The organism is Halorubrum sp. SD612, assembly GCF_002135005.1.
This window is the reverse complement of sequence record NZ_NEWI01000176.1, coordinates 1-4,543: the sequence shown is the minus strand read 5'-3', so window position 1 is coordinate 4,543 and position 4,543 is coordinate 1. Positions and strand designations below refer to the sequence as shown.

At 71.5% G+C, this 4,543-nt stretch carries 5 protein-coding genes and 1 pseudogene; 5 read left to right on the top strand and 1 reads right to left on the bottom strand.

Features of this window, described 5'->3' with window-relative positions; genetic code table 11:
* From B9G38_RS14380 to B9G38_RS14365, 4 genes and pseudogenes are all read left to right on the top strand, one after another.
* Positions 1-233 (top strand): annotated as a pseudogene (locus tag B9G38_RS14380) (NAD(P)-dependent alcohol dehydrogenase); the annotation flags it as partial.
* A gap of 63 nt (positions 234-296) precedes the next feature.
* Complete coding sequence (locus B9G38_RS14375; RefSeq protein ID WP_086220827.1) at positions 297-800, top strand: hypothetical protein; 504 nt, start codon at positions 297-299, stop codon at positions 798-800.
* A gap of 22 nt (positions 801-822) precedes the next feature.
* The gene (locus B9G38_RS14370; RefSeq protein ID WP_086220826.1) at positions 823-2,025 is read left to right on the top strand and encodes a thiamine pyrophosphate-dependent dehydrogenase E1 component subunit alpha; all 1,203 of its coding nucleotides are present in this window, start codon (positions 823-825) and stop codon (positions 2,023-2,025) included.
* Between the two features lie 74 nt (positions 2,026-2,099).
* A complete protein-coding gene (locus B9G38_RS14365; protein ID WP_086220825.1) occupies positions 2,100-2,282 on the top strand; it encodes a hypothetical protein in 183 nt (60 codons plus the stop codon).
* A 30-nt stretch (positions 2,283-2,312) separates the two neighbouring features.
* On the opposite strand, the gene B9G38_RS14360 is transcribed toward B9G38_RS14365, so the two are convergent.
* Positions 2,313-3,635: an NAD(P)/FAD-dependent oxidoreductase gene (locus tag B9G38_RS14360; protein ID WP_086220824.1), complete on the bottom strand. Its 1,323-nt coding sequence runs from the start codon at positions 3,633-3,635 to the stop codon at positions 2,313-2,315.
* Between the two features lie 90 nt (positions 3,636-3,725).
* Between B9G38_RS14360 and B9G38_RS14355 the strand changes: the two genes are divergently transcribed.
* Positions 3,726-4,283: a hypothetical protein gene (locus B9G38_RS14355; protein ID WP_086220823.1), complete on the top strand. Its 558-nt coding sequence runs from the start codon at positions 3,726-3,728 to the stop codon at positions 4,281-4,283.
* Positions 4,284-4,543: the final 260 nt, after the last annotated feature.

The window sequence follows — 4,543 nt, the reverse complement described above, 5'->3', positions numbered from 1 at the left end:
TCATCGGCTACGGCGGGCACGTCCACGAGCCGTCGCAGGCGCTGGTGAACGGCGAGTTCTCCTTCGTCGGCAACATCGTCGGGCGGTACGCCGAGCTGCAGGAGCTCGTCGCGCTCGTCGAGCAGGGCGACGTCGACCTCCACACCAGCCGCTACGACCTCGGCGAGATCAACACGGTCGCCGAGAAGCTCGAACACCGCGAGATCGACGGGCGCGCCGTGATAACCCCCTGAGAAGGGACAAACCCCCGTCTCACCCACGGGAAGAGCTTTCCCCGGCGTGGGTGATGTCGACGCATGGACAGTTCAGACACGCCCCGGGCCGGGCCACGCGCGTCCCGAACCGGAGCGCGGGCGTCCCGGCGCTGGTCCCTTTACGCCGGCGTCTACGCGTTCGCCTGCGCCGCCCTCACGACCTCGCTGCTCTCGACCGTCCTCGGCGTTCTCGCGGAGGTGATCGGCCTCCCGGCCGCGCTCGCGATCCCGATACTCGCGACGCCGGCGCTCGCCGCGGGAACGGCGGTCTGGTGGGCGCTCGTCGAGCGGGGCGGGTCGGTCACGTACGTCCGCGGCGCCGCGTTCGGACTCTGTACCGCGCTGATCACCGGCGGATTCTGGACCGCTCGGTTCGCGTCCGTCTGGAGCGTCGAGATGCTGACGGCCGGGCCCGTGCCGCTGCTCGTCGGGTTCGTCTTCGGCGCGGTCGCCGTCGCGGGGACCTTGATCGGTCTCCCGTTCACCTACGCCCGCCGGCGGCGTCGACCGCCGGCCGACGCCACCGCGACCGCTAACTCCTTGTGACCGCGGCTCACACCGATCGCCCATGAAGGAAAACGGCGCTGACGGCGCCGACGCCGATGCCGTCGCTGACTCCGCGAGCGATACCGACTCCGCAGTCGATACCGACTCCGGGAGCGACCCCCTCGCCGACGAGGAGGTCTACCGCGTCCTCGGGCCGGACGGCGCCCCGCTGCCGGACGCGACGGTCCCGGACCTGTCGGACGACGAGTTCCGCGCGATCTACCGCGATCTGGTCGTCACGCGCCGGTTCGACGAGCGCGCGGTGAGCCTCCAGCGACAGGGGCGGATCGGGACGTACGCGCCCTGCGCGGGCCAGGAGGGGTCGGCGGTCGGCTCGACGCACGCGCTCGCGGACGACGACCTGATCAGCTACCAGTACCGCGAGCACGGCGCGGTCGTCGTCCGCGACCTCCTCGGCGAGTACCTCCCGTACTGGATGGGCCACGAGTCCGGGACCGAGGCGATCGCCGACGGCAACGTCTTTCCCCTCAACATCGGGATCGCGGCGCACCTCCCGCACGCGGTCGGCGCCGCGTGGGCGTTCGATCACCGCGACGAGGACCGCGTCGTCGCCTGTCACTTCGGCGACGGCGCGACGAGCGAGGGCGACTTCCACGAGGCGATGAACTTCGCGGGCGTCTTCGACACGCCGACGATATTCTGCTGTCACAACAACGGCTGGGCCATCTCGATTCCGAGGGAGCGACAGACCGCGAGCGCGACGTTCGCCCAGAAGGCCAGCGCCTACGGCTTCGACGGCGTCCGCGTCGACGGGATGGACCCGCTCGCGAGCTACGCGGTCACGCGGGAAGCGGCGGAGCGCGCGCGTGGTACCGATTCTGAGACCGACACCGATGACCCCCGCCCCGTCCTCGTCGAGTTCGTCGAGTACCGGTTCGGCGCGCACACGACCGCCGACGACCCGACCGCATACCGCGACCCCGACGACGTGGACCCGTGGCGCGCGCTCGACCCGCTCGACCGGATGGAGGCGTTCCTCCGCGAGACCGGGCGGATCGACGACGAGGGCGTCGCGGCGATCCGCGACGAGGCCGACGACGTCGTCGCCGACGCGATCGACTTCGCCGAGTCCGTCGAAGCCGAGCCGAGCGACATGTTCGAGGACGCGTACGCCGAGCTCCCGCCCGAGGTCCGCCGCCAGCGCGACGAACTGCTCGCGGCCGTCGAGGAGCACGGCGAGGACGAGTTTCTGCGAGAGGAGTAGCGTCGGTCGCGAGCGTCCGCCGTCAGCGGTCCGGCGACCAGTAAGCCTATTGGCCCGCCGCCGGGCCTGCCCGCATGGACGACGACGCCCTCCGAACCCGCCTCGACGCGGTCCTCCTCCTCTTGGCGACGAACGCGCTCCTCCTGTTCGGGATCGGGTTCCGGTACGCGAGGGAGATCACCGTGGGGGTGGCCGCCCTCACGGCGCTCGTCGGTTACGGGTTCGTCCGGGGAGGGCGGTCCGGCGCACTACCGTGAGACGCGCCCGGCGCGGTGCGGCCGGGGTCGCTACAGGTGCTCGGTCGCCGCCTCTGCCGCCTTCCGTCCGCTCTCCAGTGCGCCCTGAATGGAGGACCACTCGGTGTAGTCGCCGGCGAGCGTCACCGGCCCCTCGGGGTCGTCGACGCCGGGGAGGTCGGCGTGGACGCCCGGCGGCTGCGCGAACTGCGCGAACCGGATCCGGTGGACGTCGAGGGTCTCCAGGCCGGAGAAATCGCGGTCGGGGAACCACGCGTCGAGGGCCTCGCGCACGTCGCCGCGGAGGGCGTCGGCGTCGCGCTCCAGCGCCGTCTCGCCGAGGAACGTCGCCGCCAGCAGCGCCCGGTCGTCGGGGGCGTACTCGGGGGCGACCTCCGACATCGGGACCACGGCGTTCGGGGACTCGCTCGCGGCGTTGAGCAGGATCCGTCCCCCCGTCTCGAACGACTCGCCCGCCGGGAGCGCGTACCAGCCGGTGACGTTCGGCACGCCCTCCGTGGGGACCGACTCGACGCCGGTGAGCCGCCGGGCCTCGGGCGGGGAGGCCGCGACGACGACCGCGTCCGTCTCGCGGGTCGAGCCGTCCGCGAGCTCGACCGTGGCGCCGCCGGCGTCGGCGGAGCCGGTCCGGAACGGAATTCGCCCCTGTCCCGCGATTCGGACCGCCCCCACGTCCTCGCCGGTCCGTATCTCGACCCCGGCCGCCCGGGCGCGGCCCGCGAGCGCGGCGGGCAGCGCGGCCATCCCGTCGGCGGGGACGCCGATGGAGCCGCGGCCCATCGCGCGGAACGTGTACTCGAAGACGTGCTTCGAGGTCGAGAGGGTGCGGTCGAGGGTGATCCCGCCGTAGAACGGCTCCACGAAGTTCTCGACGTAGTCGTCGGCGAACCCCCAGTCGCGGAGGTACTCGCGGATCGGCGCGTCCGGCCCGGCGAAGAACTCGTCCTCGTCGCGGTTCGAGAGGTCGTACCGGAGCGCGAGCGTCCGGAGCTTGTCCGAGAAGGAGACTTCGTCGTTCAGGAGGGAGGGAATCGCCGAGAGCGGATCGCGGAGCGGGTCCCCGAGCGTCGACCGCGAGCCCGGTCGGCAGATAGTCGCCCCGGGCGCGAACGTCCGCATGTCGAGGTCGTCGAGCCCGTCGGGGCCGATTTCGCGTTTGACCGCGGGATAGCTGGAGAAGAGGACTTGGAACCCGCGGTCGAGCGTGAAGCCGTCCACCGTCTCCGTCCGCACGCGCCCGCCGACCTCGGGCCGTCGCTCGTACAGCGTCACGTCCGCGCCCGCCTCGGCCAGCCGCGTCGCCGCGACCAGCCCCGCCAGTCCGCCGCCGACGACCGTGGCGTCTCCGTTCATATATGAGGTATCGGGTCGCGAGTTTATAAGCGCCGGCGGGACAGTCGTCATGGTGACCACGCTTTTGTTCGGACGGCGCGAGTTCCACGTGTGGATCGAGTCGAACTCGGCCGGTGGCTGTCCTTCGCCCTCATCCCGCTCGGTGTCGGGCTGTTGGTCAGCGGTCCGAACGCAGGGGCGCTTGGCGCGCCGGTCGCCCTGTTCGGACTGGCCGGATTCGGGCTGTCAGGCCGGCTGTTCGATCCGGACGCCGCCCCGTCGGGGAGTGCCGTCGACGCGCGGGCCGCGGATCTCTTCCAGCTCGGCGCTGCGCTGCTCGTCTTCGCGTTTCTCACCGTTGTCTTGGGCGGGTTCGAACCTACCTCGGCCGTCATCGCTTCGCTCCGGTCTCCGGGACCGCTCGTGTTCATCGCCGTCATCGCCGGGATGTTTCTCGGCGGCGGGGTGGCGGTCCTCACGTTTCGGTGGGACCGGCTTCGAGCCGTGAGTCAGAGGGTCTGGTTCCGAGCGGTCGGCGGCGCCGCCACGTTCGGGACGTACCTCGCGCTCCTCGTCGCGGAGCCTTCGTCGGCGTTCCTGTACGCCTTGGTGCACGCGCTCGGTCGGTTAATCGCGCTCTTCCGACTGCCACCCTCCTCGCGGTGGTGAGGTTCCGGAACCGGTGTGCGGTCCGGATTCGATTTTGTCGCGAGATCGAACTCTGTCATTTATAAGTCAGACTGGCCACGAACACCACCGAAGCCCCAGCCGCGAGGACTCGCGCGGCTCGGTGCGCTCCTCGTCGCTCGTTCCACTCGCTCCTGCGGTGCTACCGTCGCCGTGCTTCGCCCTCGCGGCTGCCCCTTCGAGTCCCGCCCGACCGCGACCGCACAGCGCCTCACGCCTCCCCAGCCTCGTCGGGCGGCCTC